20 protein-coding genes and 2 tRNA genes are annotated in these 18,352 nt (G+C 61.9%); 14 read left to right on the top strand and 8 right to left on the bottom strand.

Going from position 1 to position 18,352, the window contains the following annotated elements; translation table 11 throughout:
- Positions 1–4: 4 nt before the first annotated feature.
- From EV688_RS10120 to EV688_RS10160, 10 genes are all read left to right on the top strand, one after another.
- Positions 5–430, top strand: a complete 426-nt coding sequence (locus EV688_RS10120) for an ExbD/TolR family protein (RefSeq protein WP_117317820.1) — start codon at positions 5–7, stop codon at positions 428–430.
- On the top strand, positions 420–1,451 hold the full coding sequence (gene lpxK, locus EV688_RS10125) for a tetraacyldisaccharide 4'-kinase (protein ID WP_240624356.1): 1,032 nt from the start codon (positions 420–422) through the stop codon (positions 1,449–1,451). The genes EV688_RS10120 and lpxK overlap by 11 nt, the downstream gene beginning before the upstream one ends.
- A 7-nt stretch (positions 1,452–1,458) precedes the next feature.
- Complete coding sequence (gene kdsB, locus EV688_RS10130) at positions 1,459–2,235, top strand: 3-deoxy-manno-octulosonate cytidylyltransferase (protein WP_117317822.1); 777 nt, start codon at positions 1,459–1,461, stop codon at positions 2,233–2,235.
- 8 nt (positions 2,236–2,243) lie between these two features.
- The gene (locus tag EV688_RS17710) at positions 2,244–2,714 is read left to right on the top strand and encodes a low molecular weight protein-tyrosine-phosphatase (RefSeq protein WP_240624357.1); all 471 of its coding nucleotides are present in this window, start codon (positions 2,244–2,246) and stop codon (positions 2,712–2,714) included.
- A complete protein-coding gene (murB, locus tag EV688_RS10135) occupies positions 2,707–3,726 on the top strand; it encodes a UDP-N-acetylmuramate dehydrogenase (protein WP_240624358.1) in 1,020 nt (339 codons plus the stop codon). Before EV688_RS17710 ends, murB begins: the two co-directional genes overlap by 8 nt.
- Entirely contained in the window at positions 3,723–5,552 is a 1,830-nt protein-coding gene (gene uvrC / locus EV688_RS10140) for an excinuclease ABC subunit UvrC (RefSeq protein ID WP_117317826.1), read from the top strand. Before murB ends, uvrC begins: the two co-directional genes overlap by 4 nt.
- A 36-nt stretch (positions 5,553–5,588) precedes the next feature.
- Complete coding sequence (gene pgsA / locus EV688_RS10145; protein ID WP_117317896.1) at positions 5,589–6,173, top strand: CDP-diacylglycerol--glycerol-3-phosphate 3-phosphatidyltransferase; 585 nt, start codon at positions 5,589–5,591, stop codon at positions 6,171–6,173.
- A 31-nt stretch (positions 6,174–6,204) separates the two neighbouring features.
- A tRNA-Gly gene (locus tag EV688_RS10150) sits at positions 6,205–6,280 on the top strand.
- A 16-nt stretch (positions 6,281–6,296) separates the two neighbouring features.
- A tRNA-Cys gene (locus tag EV688_RS10155) sits at positions 6,297–6,370 on the top strand.
- A 33-nt stretch (positions 6,371–6,403) separates the two neighbouring features.
- Complete coding sequence (locus tag EV688_RS10160; RefSeq protein ID WP_276309873.1) at positions 6,404–6,928, top strand: nuclear transport factor 2 family protein; 525 nt, start codon at positions 6,404–6,406, stop codon at positions 6,926–6,928.
- A 58-nt stretch (positions 6,929–6,986) separates the two neighbouring features.
- Here the strand turns inward: EV688_RS10160 and EV688_RS10165 are convergent, their stop codons facing one another.
- Both EV688_RS10165 and EV688_RS10170 read right to left on the bottom strand, forming a co-directional pair.
- A complete protein-coding gene (locus EV688_RS10165; protein ID WP_117317830.1) occupies positions 6,987–7,751 on the bottom strand; it encodes an endonuclease/exonuclease/phosphatase family protein in 765 nt (254 codons plus the stop codon).
- Entirely contained in the window at positions 7,748–8,395 is a 648-nt protein-coding gene (locus EV688_RS10170; RefSeq protein ID WP_117317832.1) for a CDP-alcohol phosphatidyltransferase family protein, read from the bottom strand. The genes EV688_RS10165 and EV688_RS10170 overlap by 4 nt, the downstream gene beginning before the upstream one ends.
- A 44-nt stretch (positions 8,396–8,439) precedes the next feature.
- On the opposite strand from EV688_RS10170, the gene arfB reads away from it, so the two are divergent.
- Positions 8,440–8,862, top strand: coding sequence for an alternative ribosome rescue aminoacyl-tRNA hydrolase ArfB (gene arfB / locus EV688_RS10175; protein ID WP_117317834.1), 423 nt, complete (start codon positions 8,440–8,442; stop codon positions 8,860–8,862).
- Between the two features lie 6 nt (positions 8,863–8,868).
- Here arfB and EV688_RS10180 read toward each other — a convergent pair whose 3' ends face one another.
- Both EV688_RS10180 and EV688_RS10185 read right to left on the bottom strand, forming a co-directional pair.
- Positions 8,869–10,311 carry a cryptochrome/photolyase family protein gene (locus EV688_RS10180; protein ID WP_117317836.1) on the bottom strand — a complete coding sequence of 481 codons (1,443 nt, stop codon included), beginning with the start codon at positions 10,309–10,311 and terminating at the stop codon, positions 8,869–8,871.
- Complete coding sequence (locus EV688_RS10185; protein WP_117317837.1) at positions 10,308–11,210, bottom strand: NAD-dependent protein deacetylase; 903 nt, start codon at positions 11,208–11,210, stop codon at positions 10,308–10,310. Before EV688_RS10185 ends, EV688_RS10180 begins: the two co-directional genes overlap by 4 nt.
- A gap of 127 nt (positions 11,211–11,337) precedes the next feature.
- Here EV688_RS10185 and EV688_RS10190 point away from each other — a divergent pair, with 127 nt between their 5' ends.
- Positions 11,338–12,222 (top strand): TIGR01777 family oxidoreductase, encoded by an 885-nt coding sequence (locus tag EV688_RS10190; protein WP_117317839.1) that lies wholly within the window; start codon positions 11,338–11,340, stop codon positions 12,220–12,222.
- Between the two features lie 33 nt (positions 12,223–12,255).
- Here EV688_RS10190 and EV688_RS10195 read toward each other — a convergent pair whose 3' ends face one another.
- Positions 12,256–13,554: a sigma-70 family RNA polymerase sigma factor gene (locus EV688_RS10195; RefSeq protein ID WP_117317841.1), complete on the bottom strand. Its 1,299-nt coding sequence runs from the start codon at positions 13,552–13,554 to the stop codon at positions 12,256–12,258.
- Between the two features lie 184 nt (positions 13,555–13,738).
- Here EV688_RS10195 and EV688_RS10200 point away from each other — a divergent pair, with 184 nt between their 5' ends.
- Positions 13,739–14,755: a MerR family transcriptional regulator gene (locus EV688_RS10200; RefSeq protein WP_117317844.1), complete on the top strand. Its 1,017-nt coding sequence runs from the start codon at positions 13,739–13,741 to the stop codon at positions 14,753–14,755.
- Positions 14,756–14,912: 157 nt separating this feature from the next.
- On the opposite strand, the gene EV688_RS10205 is transcribed toward EV688_RS10200, so the two are convergent.
- Positions 14,913–15,542, bottom strand: a complete 630-nt coding sequence (locus EV688_RS10205; RefSeq protein ID WP_117317846.1) for an exosortase H-associated membrane protein — start codon at positions 15,540–15,542, stop codon at positions 14,913–14,915.
- Positions 15,539–16,042: an exosortase H gene (xrtH, locus tag EV688_RS10210; protein WP_117317847.1), complete on the bottom strand. Its 504-nt coding sequence runs from the start codon at positions 16,040–16,042 to the stop codon at positions 15,539–15,541. Before xrtH ends, EV688_RS10205 begins: the two co-directional genes overlap by 4 nt.
- Before the next feature lie 161 nt (positions 16,043–16,203).
- Here xrtH and EV688_RS10215 point away from each other — a divergent pair, with 161 nt between their 5' ends.
- Positions 16,204–16,923: a 2OG-Fe(II) oxygenase family protein gene (locus tag EV688_RS10215; protein WP_162883906.1), complete on the top strand. Its 720-nt coding sequence runs from the start codon at positions 16,204–16,206 to the stop codon at positions 16,921–16,923.
- Positions 16,924–16,948: 25 nt separating this feature from the next.
- Here EV688_RS10215 and EV688_RS10220 read toward each other — a convergent pair whose 3' ends face one another.
- Positions 16,949–18,298 carry a sodium-dependent transporter gene (locus EV688_RS10220; RefSeq protein WP_117317851.1) on the bottom strand — a complete coding sequence of 450 codons (1,350 nt, stop codon included), beginning with the start codon at positions 18,296–18,298 and terminating at the stop codon, positions 16,949–16,951.
- Between the last annotated feature and the right edge of the window lie 54 nt (positions 18,299–18,352).

Below are 18,352 nucleotides of genomic sequence, written 5' to 3' on the forward strand. Positions count from 1 at the left end.
ATAAGTGAAGTTCCGCCGCCAGCGCCGCGAGGATCTCAACGTCAACCTGACGCCGTTGATTGATGTGGTTTTTCTGCTGTTGATTTTCTTTATGGTGTCGACCACGTTTACGCGGGAGACACGGCTGACGGTAGACCTGCCGGAGGCCACGGGGGTTCCGGCGGACAGTGAGCCGCGGCAGATCGAGATCCTTGTGGATGAAGCGGGTAGCTACCGCGTGAACGGGCAGGGGCTGGTCGACAACCGCGTGCGCACGCTGCAGGCGGCGATCTACCAGTATTCGCAGGGAGATACGACCTTGCCGCTGCTGATCTCGGCAGATGCCGACGCCGCGCATCGCTATGTCGTGAGAGCCATGGACGCCGCGGGGCAGATGGGCTTTGCCCGTCTCGGCATCGCCACACTGCAGTCCGCTCCCGATGCACGATGAGGACGGGGCCGACTCCCCGAGCGGCCTGCTGAACCGGGCATCCATGATACTGCAGGCCGCGTGGCGTACGGACGCGGCCTGGCTCCGCCTGCTGCTTCCGCTGTCTTTCCTGCACCGCGTTGTGCTGTACCTGCGCCGCCAGCTGTTCAAGCGGGGCTGGCGTGCTACCTATCGCAGCCCGGTACCTGTGGTGATGGTGGGCAATATCAGCGTGGGCGGCACCGGCAAGACACCCGTGGTCAGTGCCCTCGCCGCCGGGATGCGGGCGCGGGGCCTGCGCGTTGGCGTTGTCAGCCGCGGTTACGGGGCCAGTCCAGGCCGCTTTCCGCGCCGGGTGCTGCCCGACAGCCACTGGCGTGACTGCGGCGATGAGCCGCTCATGATCGTGCGGCAGACGGCCTGCCCGCTGGTGATATCGCCGCGCCGATCAGACGCGGTGAGAGAGCTACTGCAGTGGCAGGCGCCTGATCTGGTGATCAGCGACGATGGACTTCAGCATCTGGCGCTGGAGAGAGACTTCGAAATCGTGCTGCTGGATGCAACGATGGGCATCGGCAACGGACGATTGCTGCCCGCGGGCCCATTGCGCGACCCGCCGGCGAGGCTCGAGGGCTGTGACTGGATTCTGCAGCGTGACAGTGCGATTCCCGCGCGGCATTTCCGCTATCAGATCGATGGATTCGTGAATATCAGGACGGGGGAAACCCGGGAGGGAAATGCGTTTGCCGGGCAACGGGTGCAGGCGATAGCGGGCATTGGCAATCCCGCGGGGTTCTTTGCCAGTCTGCGCGGTCTCGGTATGCAGGTTTGCGAGCGTCCCTACCCGGACCACTACGCCTTCGTCGCCACGGACTTCAACCGGCTGCAGGGTCTGCCCATTATCATGACCGAGAAAGACGCGGTAAAATGCGAGGAGTTCGTGGAATCGAACGCCTGGTTCCTGAAAATTACCGCCGTGCTGCCGGAGGAACTTCTCGAGCGGGTCGCACGGCTGGCCACTCTCCCGACAGCGCAGGAATAAGCCACCGATGTCTTTCACAGTCATTATACCGGCGCGCTACGCATCGACCCGACTGCCCGGCAAGCCGCTGCTGGACATTGCCGGCAAACCGATGCTAAAGCGCGTGTGGGAGCAGTCACTGCGAAGCGAGGCGGACGAGGTGATCATTGCCACAGATGATCAACGGATCGCAGAGGCGGCGCGCGGGTGGGGCGCTCAGGTCTGCATGACGGCGAGCGAGCACGCTTCAGGCACAGATCGTCTGCAGGAGGTTGTACAGAGCCGCGGGCTTGCCGACAGTGCCGTTGTCGTCAATGTGCAGGGCGATGAGCCGCTGGTGCCACCGGCAGTCATCAACCAGGTGGCGGCCAATCTGGCGGATACCCCCGAGGCTGGCATGGCCACCTTGTCCGAGCCCCTGACCGATGTTGCCAGCCTGCTCGACAGCAACGCCGTCAAGGTGGTGAGTGATGTCCGGGGCTTTGCGCGCTACTTCAGCCGTGCGCCCATTCCCTATCCGCGCGGACTGGATCTTAAGAACCCCGATGCGCTGCAGCGTTATCCGGTGGGTCACTGGCAGCGGCATATCGGGCTATATGCCTATCGCGCGGGTTTCCTGCGCCGCTTCGTTGCCTGGCCGCAGGCGCCCGCTGAACTCCTCGAGCAGCTGGAACAGCTGCGAGCGCTGCACCACGGCGAGATCGTGCACGTGGCACCGGCCCGCGAGCGGGTTCCTGCCGGGGTGGATACACCGGCAGACCTGGACGCTGTGCGCCGGCTGTGCGCGGCAAGCAACACGAACTGAGGACTGTCATGCGTATTCTTTTTGTCTGTCTCGGCAATATCTGCCGATCACCCACGGCCCAGGCGGTGTTCAGCCGCAAGCTCGAAGCGCGGGGTTTCGCGGCGGCGGTCGACGTCGATTCCTGCGGTACCCTGGGGACTCACCAGGGCGAGCCACCGGACGCGCGCGCAGCGGCTGCTGCGGCGTTACGTGGCTATGACCTCTCGGCGCTGCGATCGCGCCAGCTGCGCGATTCGGATTTCCAGGATTCTGACCTTATTCTGGCAATGGATAAGGACAACCTGCGGCAGGTTCGCCAGCGCGCCGGTGCAGGCTTCAGCGGTGAGCTTGGCCTGTTTCTCAAGTGGGCACCGCAGCTCGGCGTCGACGAGGTTCCCGACCCCTTTTTTGGCGAAGACGACGGTTTTGCCCACGTCCTGGATCTTGTCGAGGCAGCGAGCGACGCGTTGCTGGATCGCCTGGAGCGCGACCTTGGCTGAGCGGGCAGGCCTGCAGGCCCTGAATTCACTGCGTCTTCGCGCCAGTGCGACGCTTCTGCGCACGCCGGATACGCAGGCTGGATTGCGCGACGTCCTTGACGAGGCGCGTTCGCTCCAGCTTCCCGTGGTGGTGCTGGGGGAAGGCAGCAATGTCGTGCTGGCCGGCGATCTGGATGCGCTGGTGCTGCGCTATCGCGGCCTCGGCCGCGAGATCATCAGCGAGGGCAGCGAGCACGTCGGATTGCGCGTGGCGGCCGGCGAAAACTGGCATGCATTGACGGTCTGGGCCCTCGACCAGGGCTTTTACGGCCTGGAGAACCTGGCGTTGATTCCGGGCACGGTAGGCGCGGCGCCGATACAGAACATCGGCGCCTATGGTGTGGAGCTGTCCGAGTTCATCGATTGCGTGGAGGTCGTGGACATCGACAGTGGCAGCATGCATCGCCTGAGTGCCGCGGCGTGCGCATTCGGCTACCGCGACAGCATCTTCAAGGGAGCGCTGCGAGACCGCTGTGTGATCACGGCTGTAGAGATGACCCTGCGGCGCAGCGAGCAGCCCAATCTGTCCTATGCAGCGCTGGCGGATTACGTAAAGGCTGACGGGCACGAGGTTACGGCCAGTGAGGTGCATCAGGCGGTGGTTGAGCTGCGTCGCGCACGCTTGCCCGATCCTTCACTGATGCCCAACGTTGGTAGCTTTTTCAAGAATCCGGTGGTGACGTCGGCGCAGGCGGAAGCCCTGATGAAGGAGAACCCGTCCATGCCCGTGTTCCGTCTTGCCGATGGGAGCACGAAAATCCCGGCGGCCTGGCTGATCGAGGCCTGTGGATGGAAAGGGTACACGCAGAGTGGCGTGGGCGTGCATGGGGGTCACGCGCTGGTGCTGATCAACCAGGGCAGCAATTCAGGCAGCGCTGTGCTCGATCTTGCGGGGCGCATCCAGCAATCCGTGCGCCGTCGCTTCGGGTGCAAGCTTGAAATCGAGCCGCGCATCTATGGTGCTGCCGCGTGACCGCGTTTGACGCCAGCGCATTCCTGTCGAGCCTGACAACCCGCTGCGGTGTCTACCAGATGTATGACGCCGATGGCCGCCTGCTCTACGTTGGCAAGGCGCGGAACCTGCGCAGTCGTGTCGGGAGTTATTTCCGCAATCGCGGACTCAATAGCAAGACGGTTGCGCTCGTCAATCGTATCGCGGATATACAGGTTACCGTCACGTCAACGGAGGTGGACGCTCTCCTGCTCGAACACAACCTGATCAAGAGCCATCGGCCCCCGTACAATATTCTGCTGCGGGACGATAAAACCTATCCGTACATCTTTCTGTCGTCTGAGGATCGGTTTCCCCGACTGGCGCTGCACCGTGGCCCAAAGCGGCGCAAGGGGCAGTACTTTGGCCCCTATCCCAGCGCCGGCGCGGTGAGGCAGTCGCTGCATTTTCTGCAGAAGGTGTTCAAGGTGCGCCAGTGCCGCGACAGCTACTTCCGCAATCGCTCGCGTCCCTGCCTGCAGCATCAGATTGATCGCTGCAGCGCCCCATGCGTCGATCTCGTCAGCACGGAGGAATATGCCCAGCAGGTCGAGAATACCGTCATGTTCCTGCAGGGCAAGAATCAGGAACTGATGGTGCGACTGGCCGATGACATGGAGCGCGCGGCGTCTGAGCTCGCCTATGAGCGCGCGGCGGTGCTGCGCGACCAGCTGCGTCAGCTACAGCACGTGCAGGCGACGCAGGGTATCGAGGGCAGCAGTGGCGATCTCGATATTCTCGCCGCCGTGGTGGCGGGTGGACAGACCTGTGTGCAGGTGCTGTTTGTTCGCGGGGCCCGTGTTCTTGGCAGCAAAACCTGGTATCCGCCGCTAAAGCTTGATGAGACGCCGGACGCCGTGCTGGCGGCCTTCCTGCCGCAGTTTTACCTGGGTGGCGACAACCGGCCCATTCCGAATGAAATTCTCGTGAATGCCACGATAGACGATGCCGACGCCATCGCCGAAGCGTTCTCCCGGCATGCCGGGCGCAGGGTCCGGATACGCAGCAAGGTGCGCGAGGCGCGGGCGCGCTGGCTGCAGCTGGCGCAGCAGACTGCGGAAACGAACCTGCAGGCGCATCTTGCGGGCAAAAAAAGCACCCAGGAACGGCTGCAGGCCCTGCAGGAGGTCCTTGAGCTGACGTCCCTGCCCGAGCGCATGGAGTGTTTTGACATCAGTCACAGCAGTGGTGAGGCCACTGTCGCATCCTGTGTGGTGTTTGACGCGTCCGGCCCGAAAAAATCCGATTATCGCCGCTTCAACATTGCTGATGTGACAGGCGGGGATGATTACGCGGCCATGGAGCAGGCACTGACACGGCGCTACAAGCGTCTCGCCGACGGAGAGGGCGCGTTACCGGATATCCTCTTTATCGACGGCGGCAAGGGCCAGGTGAAGCAGGCGCTGGATGTGCTCGACAATCTTGGTGTCGCGGGCGTGCAGGTGGTGGGCGTCGCGAAAGGAACGACACGCAAGGCGGGTTTCGAGACCCTGATCATGGGTGAAAGCGGCGTCGAACTGCAGCTCCCCGGCAGCAGCGCGGCGCTGCACCTGATTCAGCATATACGCGATGAGGCGCACCGCTTCGCAATCACCGGGCATCGTGCACGGCGTGACAAGACGCGTAGGACGTCACAGCTGGAGAGTATCCCCGGTGTGGGCGCGAAGCGGCGCAGAGAACTGCTCAGGCACTTCGGAAGTGCCTCTGGCGTTGGTAACGCGAGCGTGGGTGAACTGAAAAAAATACCGGGTATCAGTGCTACCATGGCGCAGCAGATCTACGACCACCTGCACAGCGTCAGTGACTGAATCGGTTTCCAGAGACACAGAGGTACAGGCTTGCCCATCAATATCCCCAATGCGCTGACGCTGATGCGTATTCTTCTGATCCCGGTGCTCGTGGTGGTGTTCTACGTGCCGTTTCAGGGACACTGGCTGGTCGCAGCCGGTATCTTTACGCTGGCGGCGGTCACCGACTGGTTTGACGGCTACCTCGCCCGGCGGCTGGGTCAGATGACGGCCTTTGGCGCCTTTCTCGACCCTGTGGCAGACAAGCTCATGGTCTCCGTGGCGCTGGTTCTGCTGGTGGAGCGCCACGATACAATACTGTTTACCCTGGCAGCCTGCGTCATCATCGGCCGGGAGATTGTCGTTTCCGCACTGCGCGAGTGGATGGCGGAGCTCGGTCAGCGCACCTCCGTTGCCGTAAGCTACGTCGGCAAGGTGAAAACCGCGCTGCAGATGATTGCCGTGATCGGTCTGCTTGCGGTCAATCCCAGCCGCGACGCTGGCTGGCTGCTCGGAGTGTGCTACGTGCTGCTCTACAGCGCCGCCATATTGACGCTGTGGTCCATGATGGCGTACCTGCGCGCGGCAGCGCGGGTGATCCGCGCCCGCGATGAAGAGTCAAAACGCCTTGACTCCCTGTGATCAACCCCTAGAATAGGCGCCTCTCGGGAATGCGGGAATAGCTCAGTTGGTAGAGCGCAACCTTGCCAAGGTTGAGGTCGCCGGTTCGAACCCGGTTTCCCGCTCCAACATCTCCAGATTACAGGCTCGGTGGCAGAGTGGTTATGCAGCGGATTGCAAATCCGTCAACGCCGGTTCGATTCCGACCCGAGCCTCCATAAATCCTTTAAATATCAAAGACTTAAAAATTCGTGCATCCTGATCAGCAAGATCCAGAGACACGCGTAGCGCAGCAGCTGCGCCAGTCCGCTGACCGGCAACAGATGCACGACCTTCTTGTAGATTACTGTCTGTATCTCGACCGTATGGAGCTCCAGTCTCTCGCGGCTCTCTTCACCCCTGACTGTGTCGTGGTCTATGGCGAGGATCCTCGATTGCAGTCCAGAGGGGCATCGGCGCTTGCAGGCTCACTTGAGCGCATGTGGCGCTGGTCGCGCACCTCACATCACCTGTCGAATGTGCGATTCGCTTTCGACGGCGAGGACGCGGCGAACGTGATCAGCTACGTTATGGCCTGGCATGAGCGGGATGACGGTTCCGTCGCCACTATCTATGGGCAGTACCGGGATCGAATTGTCCGAACCGATGGGGGCTGGCGTATAGCCGAGCGACGCATGTTCATGAACGGGTCTGACGCGGGGTTCACAGTTCCGATCACGCCGGTTGAACGTCGGGCGCCACCACCGGGCTGGAAAGCCCCGGACATCGACCGCTAAGCATTTGCTCTCACGGAAGGCCTGGCAGACTTTCCTGCGCCAATGCCATTGCCGGGAGTCAATCCCCCGGCACACCAAACACCCCATGCAGCGCTGCATGATCTGAAAGATCCCGCCAGTGCCCATCCGCCAGCCGCTCGGCCCGGACAGGCGTCAGACCCCGATAATACACCCGGTCAACCGGGAACATCGGTGCCCACACGGGAAAGGTGCGGGCGTGGGCGCCATGCAGATGCATGAACAGCTCTTCAAGGCCCAGGTCATCGTGCAGATGGCGCTCTGCCCGCTGTCGCCAGTCGTTGAAGTCTCCGGCGATGATCATGGGCTCGTCCCGCGGCACGTGCTCGTCAATACGACGGGTGAGGGCGCGCAGCTGCTCCCGGCGCTCCTGCTCCAGCAGCCCGAGGTGAACACACAGCACATGCAGTCGAACGCCGGTTTCCGGCATGTCGATGACGCCGTGCAGAATGCTGCGGCTTGAGCGCGGAAAAATCGACACGTCGATGTTTTCCCAGGCGGTGAAGGGAAACTTGCTGAGGATGGCGTTGCCGTGATCCCCTTTCCGGTAGATCGCGTTACGGCCATAGGCGTAGTGCGGCCAGACGCGATCGGCGAGAAATTCGAAGTGTGGCTGCTCGGGGTAGGTCAGCTGCTGCTGCTTCAGGGCGCTCTTGTCCGCCGCACCATGGACTTCCTGCAGGAAAACGATATCCGCCTCGGTGTTCTCCAGCCGTTCGCGCATGGCGTTGAGCACAAAGCGGCGGTTGCCCGTACAGTAACCTTTGTGGATATTGTAGGTCAGTATGCGCAGTTCCTGGCTCATTTGCCCTCGACTGTTCCGCGTGCATTCACCGCGCGCCGGGACCATGAGAGCACGTAGTGCACTCCGCTGGCGACGGCCACCAGTGCCACCAGAACGGCGAGTGCGGAATCAAGGGCAGGCGGGGATACCGAAACCAGCGCATCTGCCAGCACGGCGACCAGGTACAGAACCTGAACCCCCATGTTGACCTTGCTGAGAACCGTGGGTGCGAAATCGAAAGGGCCAATCAGCAGGCGATACGCGCCCGCACCGAGCACGATGATCACGTCGCGGCCCACGACGATGGCAGCCAGCCACCAGGGCAGAAGGCCAACGCTTGCCAGTGACAGAAAAACGCAGACCATGAGCAGCTTGTCCGCCGCGGCATCCATCCCTGCGCCGAGCGCGGAGTGTGCATCCAGGCGCCGGGCAAAAAAACCGTCAAGGGCGTCAGTGACACCGGCGACAATGCCCAGCCCCAGCGCCCAGGCGTAGTCGTTGCGAAGAATGAGCAGGGCAATCGGAATTGCCATGACCAGTCGCATTCCCGTAAGGATATTCGGTAGGTATTGCAGTCCCTGCATAGGTGTCGATGCCGTTGTTCGGCAGCCTCGGTGATCGGGGAAACCAGTGCTTACTCTATCCTCATCAACCGGCGTTCGCATCCGTATCTTTCCGCCGTTTGCACGTTGTCTGCTACAATTTTCCCATGCTGCAGATAAACCCACAGATTGCCATCCCCCTTGAGGAAATCGAGCTGGTGCCGATCCGCGCGCAGGGCGCTGGTGGCCAGCATGTCAACAAGGTGTCCACGGCAATTCACCTGCGCTTCGACAGCCAGTCCTCCTCGCTGCCCGAGCCCTATCGCAGCGCCCTGCTGGCAAGACGTGATCATCGCATTACGGCCGAGGGAGTGGTGACGATCAAGGCGCAGCGTTTCCGCAGCCAGGCGCGCAATCGGGAAGATGCCTTGGAACGCCTTGCAGAGCTGATTCGCCGCAGCAGCATCCCGCGCAAGAAGCGCGTTGCCACCCGGCCCACGCTGGCATCGAAAAAACGGCGGCTTGACGGAAAAACCCACCGCGCCCGGCTCAAGGCCGGACGCGGTCGCGTCAGTTCGCGGGATGTCTGAGGTCGCTCACTTCCCCTTGATCTGCCCGTAGGCTGCGAGTGCAGCCTCACGCGCCTCCCGGTGGTCCACAATGGGCTGTGGGTAGTCTTTGCCAAGTTCCAGTCCCGCCTCCTGCAACACTGCCTCTGGCGCATCCCAGGGCTTGTGCAGGTACTTGTCGGGTAACACCGAGAGTTCTGGCACCCAGCGGCGCACGTACTCCCCCGTGGCATCAAATTTCTCGCCCTGGGTTGTCGGGTTGAAAATACGGAAATAAGGTGCGGCATCCGCCCCGGAGCCCGCCACCCACTGCCAGCTGCAGCTATTGCTGGCGAGGTCTGCGTCTACCAGTGTGTCCCAGAACCAGCGCTCACCGGCGCGCCAGTCGATCAACAGGTGTTTGGTGAGGAAAGACGCGGTAACCATGCGCACGCGGTTATGCATGTAGCCCGTGGCCCACAGCTCACGCATACCGGCATCCACGATGGGATAACCTGTCTGGCCCCTTTGCCATGCCCGCAGCTGTTTCTGCGAGCCGGCCCACGGGAACTCCTCGAATGCCGGCTTGAAAGCCTTGTCGGGGATCTCCGGAAAGAACACCAGCAGGTGGTAGGAAAATTCCCGCCAGCCCAGTTCCGCGAGAAACTTGTCTGCCGTGGCGCGGGACTGTGGATGCTCTTCGGCCCAGGCCTGTGTGGCATGCCAGATGGAGCGGGGCGATATCTCACCGTGATGCAGGTGGGGCGACAGGCCGCTGGTGGCGGCCACCCCCGGAATGTCCCGCGAATCGCCATAATCCGCCACACGATCCTCCAGAAAGCGCTGCAGGCGGGTATGGGCACCCTCTGCCCCAGGCGTCCACAGCGCGAGCCAGTCTGCTGCCCAGTCAGGTTTTTGCGGCTGCAGCTGCCAGCCTTTCAGATCTTCCGTCTCCGGCAAGGGGCTGTGCCACTGCAGGTCTTCCGGCAACGCTCTTGGTGCAGGCGGTTCCGGGAGAGCACGGCAGGCGCGCCAGAAAGGTGTAAACACCTTGAACGGGTCGCCCGCACCCGTACGTACACTGCCCGGTTCGTGCAGCAGGTGGCCCGGGAAGCGCTTGAATTCGATGCCCCTCTCCGCGAAGCGCGCGTGCAGGGCCTGTTCGAGATCGCCCGCCCAGGGCTCGTACTGCCGCGAGCAGTACACCGCCTCGGCGCCTGTTTCCTCGATAACCGCGTCGAGTACGTCGGGTGCCTTGCCGCGTCGAAGAATCAGTTCGGCACCGCATTCCTGCAGCGCCCCGGCCAGCGCCTCGAGGCTGTGATGCAGCCACCAGCGTGAGGCAGCGCCCGGTATCCAGTCACCCGGCGTGCTGTCATCAAGAATATACAGCGCAATCAGCGGTCGACCCGTGGCAGCCGCCGCATTCAGCCCCGGCAGGTCGACGGTGCGCAGATCCTGACGAAACCAGAAGATCAGGGGAGATGTCATGGCTTGTGGGTCCTTGCGTGGCTTGTACTTTTCAGGTGGGCGCCAGCGGGGCCGCTGTCGCCCTCCGCCTCGCTCCGTGCCAGCAGCGTCATCAGGGCTGGCAGCAATCCCTCGGCGGCGTGCGGCAGTTTGAGCGTCGCCAGCGGATCTGCCCGGGTCACGCCGGGGTTCAGAATCGCGATGGGTTTACCGGCCTCGGCGGCGCGCCGGCAGAAACGATAGCCGGAAAAGACCCGCAGGGAACTGCCGATCACCAGCAAGGCGTCAGCGCGTGCTATGGCGTCCGTGCAGTGGGCAACGCGCTCGCGGGGAACAGAACCTCCAAAAAAAACCACATCGGGCATGAGATCGCCGCCGCAGGCTTCACAGGCGGGAACGACGACGGAGGTGACCTGTTCCATGCTCAGATCGGCATCACCGTCGGGACGGACATCTGCCGCGAGATCGCGAAGGTGTGAATTGTGACGTTCCAGTCGCTGCTGCATGATTTCGCGGTGTGAAAACGCCCTGCAGCCAAGACAGACAACCCGGTCGAGACGTCCGTGCAGGTCAATCACGTTGCGGCTACCCGCACGCTGATGCAGACGGTCCACGTTCTGGGTGATCAACAGCTCAATCCGAGAGTCATGCTCCAGCGCTGCCAGTGCCTGATGCGCTGCGTTCGGTCGCGCATCTCTCACTCCCGGCCAGCCCACCAGAGACCGTCCCCAATAGCGTCGCCGCTTCTGCTCACAGCCGGTGAACTCCTGGTGGGTGATGGGATCATTGCGCAACCAGTTACCGTTGCTGTCGCGATAGGTCGGTATGCCGGAGCCCTCGCTGATACCGGCGCCGGTCAGGACCACCAGCCTCGGGTGGGCCTCGAAAAAGTCGAGAAGGGCGTTTTGCGCTGAAGTCATAGAGCTTTCCATAGGCGCATGATACGGTTTCTGCATGAAGGGTGCGTCCTGTGTCTACCTTTTGATCGGAAGCGGGAGCGTTGCGTAAAGAGTCACTCTGTCCATGTTCAACAACGGGGTATAACGCATGCATATTTTATTGACAGGTGGAACGGGTTTTATCGGTGACGCCCTGGTTCCTTCCCTGCTGACCCAGGGGCATGAACTCACGATCCTGTCCCGATCCCGCCACACGGATACCGAGGGTTGCCGATATATCCGGAATCTGGATGAGCTCGCCGATGACGCGCACATTGATGCCGCGATCAATCTTGCCGGTGCCTCGCTTGCCGGTGCGCGCTGGACGGCCAGTTACAAGCGTGAAATCGTCGATTCCCGTCTCGAGACAACCCGGCAGCTGGTGGCGTGCATGCAGCGGCTTCAGGTGCCCCCGGGCGTGCTGCTGAACGCCAGCGCTATCGGCTACTACGGGCACGGCGATCAACCGGTCACCGAAGCTGACGATGCCGGAGAGGGCTTCTCTGCCGATCTCTGCCGGCGCTGGGAAGAGGCCGCGAGCCATGCCGAAACATTGGGTACCCGCGTCTGTCTGTGTCGATTCGGCGTGGTGCTGGACGCGGGAGGCGGGGCCTTCGAGGAGCTTTTCCGCCCCTTCCGCTTCGGGCTCGCCAACTGGATTGGCAACGGCAGGCAGTGGCTCAGCTGGGTGCACCGTAGTGACGTTGTTGCCGCGCTGGCTTTTCTTCTTGAGCACGACGAATTGTCAGGGCCGTTCAATGTTACAGCGCCGGAGCCAGTCACCGGGCGGGGCATGTGCGACGCGATCAAGCAACAGCGAAAAACGTTAATTACCGCGCCGGTGCCGGCGACGGTCATGCGCATCATGCTGGGTGAAATGGCGGATGAACTTCTCATCAACGGTCAGAAAGTGCTGCCGCAGCGGCTCACGAACAGTGGCTTCACGTTCTCTTACGCGCACATCGACGACGCCCTGCACGCCATTCTCGCGTAGCAGGGCGGCGTACGGCAGGCGGCAGTCGACGCGTCAGCTGGACAACGCCGTGTAGTCCTCGAAAGCGGACTGCACGTTCTGGTTGCGACTGAGCTTGGCGAGCGCTGAACGCTCGAGCTGCCGGACCCACTCGCGGCTGACCGACATCTTGTCGGCGATCTCCGCGCGGGACAGAGGCGGGCCGTCGTGCAAACCCCAGCGAGCAATCACCACCTGGCGCTCCGCCGGCTCGAGATCAGTGATCTCATGCAGCAGCCGTTCGTGCAGCGATTCCGATTCTGCCTGCGATTCCGTGCCCTGGAAAGGACCACCGGGTATCGAATCGAGCAGGGTGGCGTCGTCATCCTCGTACTGCGGCGTATCCAGCGACACCCCGAGGTTGCGCAACTGCAGCAGCTGACGGGTCTTGTCCAGCGACAGGCCGGCAGCCCGCGCGAGCTCCTCATCGCCCGGCTCGATGCCGGTGCGTGCAACCTCATTCACCTTGATCCGGTACAGTTTGCTGACCTGCTCCTGCACGTGAGTCGGGTAGCGGATCATGCCGCCCGAGTCACCGACATAGCGACGCACCGACTGTGTAATCCAGTTGAAACAATAGGTGCTGAAGCGGAAGCCCTTCTGGTACTCATACTTTTCCGCCGCCCGTATCAGGCCCAGCGTGCCTTCCTGAATCAGATCGAGGAAGTTGACGCCGCGCCCCCGGTGGCGGCCGGCGATGGAATACACCAGACGCAAATTGTGCATCGTCAGCGTATCGCGGGCGTCCGTGTACTTGTCCAGCAGTCCCTGCATGGTCATTGCAGCAGTGGTATCCAGCGGCGGTCGTGCCTGCTGCCCGATTCGCTGCCAGCTGACCTGCCAGTCCTGTAATGCGTTCGCAACGCTGCAGGCAACAGCCTGCCCGGCCTGGCGCAGAATCACGCCGGCCAGGCCCACGGTCAGGCTGGCCGGGAGCTTGAGATCATCAATCAACTTTGCCAGATGCCGCTCTGATCGCGCTTTCACCAGACCCGCTTCGAAGGCGGTCATTGCCGCATTGCAGCTACCACCTTCCAGGAAGTCAGCCAGCTCCCGCCGCAGGATGAAGTGGTGTTCGCGATTGTCGAAGCGAGCGATGTCCAGCGGCGTGACTGAGCAATTTCCCGCCCACTCCAGCATGTAGTGACGGGCCGCAGGATCACGCGCAAACAGATCCTGCAGGCCTTTCACTGCCGCCCACTTGTTGGTGTCGACCTCGCGCTCCTGTGCCGCCGTGAGCAGCGGATAACGCCGCGCCTCGGCAAACAGACGTTCAAGATCCTTCTCTTCCGTGTCCACTATAAATGTCTCCACCGAACACCTCGCTTACTCGGCTCATTTGTCCAGATATACGTATGTTCTTATGGTGTTGGACAGGTATTTCCTAAATTTGTCCAAGTCAAAGCAGGACAAAACATCAACATTCGACTAATATCGCCCCATCTAGTTCACATTTTGTCGCGTAACTTGTCCAACTACGTCAGGGAGTAGAGAAACCATGCAGCACGCACAGCTCGAAACACGTCCCCTCTACGGTATTGGTACGGTCGCCAGGCTCACTGGGCTCAAACCGGACACGCTTCGTGTCTGGGAGCGACGCTACGGACTCGGTGCCAGCCACAAGTCCGCTACCGGCCGGCGGCAGTATACCCAGTCAGACCTTGAGCATCTGCAGCTCATTGCGGCGCTTGTTGCAGCAGGGTCCCGCATTGGCGAAATTGCCACCACCGAGCGCAAGACCCTCGAAATGCTGGTTCGCAACCGCGGCAAGTCGGCCCGCGACACACTGCCCGAACGCAAGCCGCGTGCTGTGTTTGTGGGCAAGCAGCTGTGCGACTGGCTGGACGGCCACCAGGGATGCATTGCCGGCGTTGATGCCCGTCTGGCACGCGTCGCCCTGTCCGATTTCATCCCATCGGATCAGACGTTGCTTGAGGACGTCGATACCCTGGTCGTGGAATGTCCCAATCTCGCCAGTGGCAATGTCAATAAGCTGCAGGCGGTGGCGGATCATTTCAAGGCTACCAAGGTGATTGTTTCCTACCAGTTCGGTAACGATCGTTGGCTCCACGAACTGGAGTCCCGGGGACACTCGACCACAACCTTCCCGCCGGACCCCGCCTATCTGGCGTTCGAAATAACCCGGGGCATCGCCGAGAAGAACGCCAGCGTTGGCGAAGGTAATCTCGGTGAGCTGATGAGCGCCCGTCCGCGACAGTTCTCAGAAAATGAACTGGCGGCGGCACGTCAGCTGAAAAGCGCGCTCGATTGCGAATGTCCCCGGCACATTTCCGATCTCATTTCCGCGCTGGCCAACTTTGAAGCCTATTCGTCATCGTGCTCTGTGGAAAACTGGCACGACGCCGCGGTGCATTCCTGCATCTACGCCTATACCGGCCAGGCCCGGCACCTGATGGAGAAAGCACTGCAGGCGGTGCTGGAAGAGCGCGGCGAAGAGTTCGAGGCACTGCTGCGCAAAAAACAGCGCAGCGAGGGCGTTGGCAATGCAGCCTGACGTGGACCCCACTGACATTCTGCCCTGCCGAGGCTGCACACGGGATTGCCCGAACCTGCATTCCTGCGATCATCGGCCCTGGCGCTGTGCGCCGGGCGCATGGGCGGAACGAGACGCACACAGCGATGCCGAGACGTCCTGACGCTGGCTTGATACCTCAGTGCTCGCCCTCGCCGGACGGCCGCGCGAGTACGGCAGGGAACAGGCTTCGCATGACTGGCGTTTTGCGTACGGCGAGCCCCCACAGCATGATAGGAGCGAGTGGCGGCACAATCAGGGTATTGAACTGGTACACCAGTGCAATCATGTCAGCAGGCGGTGCCTGCGGCAGAGCCAGAAGACGTTCACCGAATGTCAGCATGAAATTTTTCAGTGTTGTGCTGATCAGCCCGAAAATCACCAGTAGCCAGAGCACCAGCAGGGCGCGGGCGAATCGCTCCCAGCTGCCCGGCATCGGCGTTGCAAAATGCAGGGCAGCGTAAAAAGGTATGGAATAGGTCAGCACGCGCGTGTCTACGGGCAGTCCAAGCTGATAGCCAGCTTCATCCGCCGGCAGGAACCGGCCATCCACCTCGCCCAGCGTGGCCATGACCATCATTTGCGTGTCCTGTAGCGTTACCGATGCGATCAACTCGGGAAACCAATTGCCCAGAACGATTGACGACAGCCACACTGCCGGCGCCGCCAGTAGCGACCCGAGTGCGTACCAGGCGACAAACGTCACCGGCATCAACAGCAGCACCAGACCAAAGAAGCGTGCGGGCGTTGTTGCCGGATCGGGTCTCATGCAGAAACCGCTGGCTGCACATTGACTCGCGCGATATAGCGCAGATAGAGCAGGAAGACGATCAGCACGTCGAGCATGATGAGAACGGGCCACAGGTACAGGTGGCTCCAGCTGAACACGTCCATGCGCCACTGGCCGAGATAGAACAGGCTGATAATCCGCAGAATGTTCATGGCCTGAATTGCCAGGAAGCCCGCGAGGATAGCCGCGGCTTTTTGCAGGGGGCGTGCCGGAAAGGCGACGACCGCCGCGATAAGTACGATGGCTGCCTCCACGCCATTGCAGCCTGCTTCTATTGAAACAGCAAACTGGTTTTCCGTGTGACGGATAATACGGCCGGTTGCCGTTACCGCATCGTCGAAAGGCATGATCAGCGCCGCGCTGATATCAGCAAGGACGGCGGTAAAGGGCTGCACGACATGCATCTGCACCGTTTGCTGCATCTCGATGCCGAACAGAACAAACAGAACCGTGATAAAAACGATCAGGAACTTGGTCATGCAGTCGGGTCCTCGCGCTGCCAATTAACCGTCGTTCAACATCATACCCCGTGTGTGCGTCTATCGCGTACCCCCTCGGCACGACCGGTTTTTCCAGCGCGGCCCAACCCGCGGCCCGCACAGACTTGCGCTTTCCACCTGCCATGGTGCTAAATTGCGCGATGAAAACCTCCTTTCGAATTCCCTCTGGCGAGGCCCTGGCAGACGCCACCCAGCAGTACCGCGAAGAAGCGCGCACGCGTGTCTACCAGGTCTGGCGTCCTGACGTTGCGCAGGGGATCGCCACCGCGATGGCCTCTGCCGTGTTCTATGCGAACACGTTTCATGTTGACGGTCGAACACAGCTGGCAACGCCGGACGAGCTACAGAAGATGGGTCCTCAGGCCCGCCAGCAGCTCGGTGAGAAAATCAACGCCGGCGCCGCCGATGGGGTGGGGTTTCTTTACGAGCGCTACTACCTTCCGGAACAACCGGAGGCCTCTGTCCCTGAGCCGCTTTATGGTGTGGCTGAGACGCTGAACAGCGAGCCTGTGCTGGCAATGGTGAGGGAGGTGTCAGGGATAGACGATATCAGCTGCGCGTCCATGCAGGTAACACGCTACCGTGCGGGCCATTTTCTCACCCGACATAACGATGTGGTGCCAGCTGAGCAGCGACGCGTGGCGTACGTTCTGGGTTTCACGCCCCGCTGGCATCCTGACTGGGGCGGTCTCCTGCAGTTCTACCGCCAGGACGGCGTGCCGCAGGATGCCTGGGCCCCGGGTTTCAATGACCTGATGCTGTTTGATGTGCACCGGGTACATGCCGTGACCTACGTGGCGCCCTTCGCCGGCGCGCCAAGGCAGGCGATCAGTGGGTGGTTCAGCGCCGGCTCCCTGTAACCGCAGGCGGGGGGCCTGCTCGCCCCTACAACAGGTTCTGCACGAAGATCGCGGCAATAATGAGCGGACACACGAAGCGCACGTGCCACGGCCAGATACGCCAGAACATCGTGTGTTCGACCCTTGGCGCGCCTTCCCGAAGCTCCTGCAGCAGTCCGTTGCGGTTCCAGACCCAGCCCACGTAAAGACAGAAAACCAGGCCCAGCAGCGGCTGGCTGTAACGCGTGGTCGCCGCGATGACCAGGCCGAACAGGGCATCGAAGTTGAGGAGAATCGTGCCACTGATGGCCGCGATAATCAGGGAGATCAGCACCACGGCGCGTTGCCGGGTAAGGCCGTGTTCCTCGATCGCATAGGCAACCGGCGGCTCCAGCATGGAAATCGACGAGGTCAATGCAGCGATCGCCATCAGAAAGAAAAACAGCAGGGACACGAGCGCACCGGCCGCACCCATGGTGGCGAACAGCTCTGGCAGCACGGTAAATATCAGCGTGTCTTCCGAAATCAGCTGGCCGGTCGGGGTGAAAATCTCCACGCCGCTGGCCAGCGCAACGTACATGGCGGGCAGCACCAGAAATCCTGCGAGGACCGCAATACCGATATCGACGCCGGTGACCAGGCCACCGACGACCGGAAGGCTCTCGCGGTCGCTGAGGTAGGAGCCGTAGATGAGCATGGTCCCGACACCCAGAGAGAGCGAGAAGAAGGCCGCGCCCATGGCCTTGATGACCAGGCTGGGTGCCAGTGCCGCGGAGAAATCGGGCAGCAGGTAGACCCGCAGCCCGTCCATGGCACCATCCAGCGTCAGTACGTAGATGACCAGGGCCAGCATGGTCACGAGGAGTAGCGGCATCAGGCGGCTTGACCAGCGCTCTATGCCCTGGTGCACACCGGCAGAGATGATGCCTGCGGTGGCCGTCATGAACACCAGCATGAACAGTGCGTTGCGTTCGAGGGAGAAGCCGACCAGCCATGCCTCGAGCGCGTCAAACCCGGCAAGGGCGGCGAGAGAGCCGAGGCAGTGCGCCATCATCCAGCCGGCAACAATGGCGTAGAAACTGAGGATGAAACTCGCAACGACGAGACCCACAATCCCGGCACCGGCGCCGACGCGTTTCGACAGCGGCCTGCTGGCGATGGTCTGCAGCGCGCGGACCGCATTGGCATGTGCGTGCCGTCCGATAATCAGTTCTGCCATAAGAACCGGATAGGCGAGAATAAATGCCAGCAGCAGGTACACCAGAAGGAATGCCGCGCCGCCATTGCTGGCGGCCTGTGTCGGGAAGCCCCAGATATTGCCAAGGCCCACGGCGCTGCCCGCGGCGGCCATGATAAACCCGAACCGTGAACTGAACTCGCCGCGGTCTGACGCCATAAATGAAACGCTCCGGTTGTGCTCGAAAAATCGGCGAGTGTAGCATGCAGAGTA

The sequence above is a fragment of the Chromatocurvus halotolerans genome, from assembly GCF_004340525.1.
GTDB classification, from domain to species: domain Bacteria; phylum Pseudomonadota; class Gammaproteobacteria; order Pseudomonadales; family Halieaceae; genus Chromatocurvus; species Chromatocurvus halotolerans.

Coding starts and splice junctions, on each gene's coding strand:
- EV688_RS10170 (WP_117317832.1), bottom strand. CDS start 8,395: ATGCGAACGCCGGTTGATGAGGATAGAGTAAGCACTGGTTTCCCCGAT.
- EV688_RS10205 (WP_117317846.1), bottom strand. CDS start 15,542: ATGAGACCCGATCCGGCAACAACGCCCGCACGCTTCTTTGGTCTGGTG.
- EV688_RS17710 (WP_240624357.1), top strand. CDS start 2,244: ATGCGTATTCTTTTTGTCTGTCTCGGCAATATCTGCCGATCACCCACG.
- EV688_RS10190 (WP_117317839.1), top strand. CDS start 11,338: ATGCATATTTTATTGACAGGTGGAACGGGTTTTATCGGTGACGCCCTG.
- kdsB (WP_117317822.1), top strand. CDS start 1,459: ATGTCTTTCACAGTCATTATACCGGCGCGCTACGCATCGACCCGACTG.
- EV688_RS10215 (WP_162883906.1), top strand. CDS start 16,204: ATGAAAACCTCCTTTCGAATTCCCTCTGGCGAGGCCCTGGCAGACGCC.
- EV688_RS10165 (WP_117317830.1), bottom strand. CDS start 7,751: ATGAGCCAGGAACTGCGCATACTGACCTACAATATCCACAAAGGTTAC.
- EV688_RS10200 (WP_117317844.1), top strand. CDS start 13,739: ATGCAGCACGCACAGCTCGAAACACGTCCCCTCTACGGTATTGGTACG.
- EV688_RS10220 (WP_117317851.1), bottom strand. CDS start 18,298: ATGGCGTCAGACCGCGGCGAGTTCAGTTCACGGTTCGGGTTTATCATG.
- xrtH (WP_117317847.1), bottom strand. CDS start 16,042: ATGACCAAGTTCCTGATCGTTTTTATCACGGTTCTGTTTGTTCTGTTC.
- EV688_RS10180 (WP_117317836.1), bottom strand. CDS start 10,311: ATGACATCTCCCCTGATCTTCTGGTTTCGTCAGGATCTGCGCACCGTC.
- EV688_RS10185 (WP_117317837.1), bottom strand. CDS start 11,210: ATGACTTCAGCGCAAAACGCCCTTCTCGACTTTTTCGAGGCCCACCCG.
- arfB (WP_117317834.1), top strand. CDS start 8,440: ATGCTGCAGATAAACCCACAGATTGCCATCCCCCTTGAGGAAATCGAG.
- lpxK (WP_240624356.1), top strand. CDS start 420: ATGCACGATGAGGACGGGGCCGACTCCCCGAGCGGCCTGCTGAACCGG.